Below are 393 nucleotides of genomic sequence, written 5' to 3' on the forward strand. Positions count from 1 at the left end.
TTGGACACCTGATCCACGTCCATTTGGACAGGCAGTCGGAGCGCAGCGACGCAGGTCTGCATTGTTAGTCTGAAGTACCGCTCACCGTCAATTTCGTTGCGCGCTTGCGCATCGACTCACCCTTCAGTTCGATGCGGTAAGCGTTGTGCACCAACCGGTCGAGGATCGCATCGCCCAAGGTCGGGTCGCCGATCAGTGCATGCCATTTATCCACCGGCATCTGGCTGGTCACCAGCGTCGAGCGATGGCCGTAGCGGTCGTCCAGCAGCTCCAGCATGTCGCGGCGTTGGGCGGCGGTAAACGGTGACAGGCCCCAGTCGTCCAGGATCAGCAGGTCGGTCTTGGCGTAACCGGCCATCAGTTTGGCGAAGCGTCCGTCACCGTGGGCCAGGC

General features: G+C 61.8%; 1 protein-coding gene. It reads right to left on the reverse strand.

Going from position 1 to position 393, the window contains the following annotated elements; all coding sequences use genetic code 11:
• Positions 1–64: 64 nt before the first annotated feature.
• On the reverse strand, positions 65–393 hold a 329-nt coding region (locus ACYP2A_RS09355; RefSeq protein WP_459741677.1), incomplete at its 5' end, for an ATP-binding protein.

Source organism: Pseudomonas sp. 3A(2025) (genome assembly GCF_054589175.1).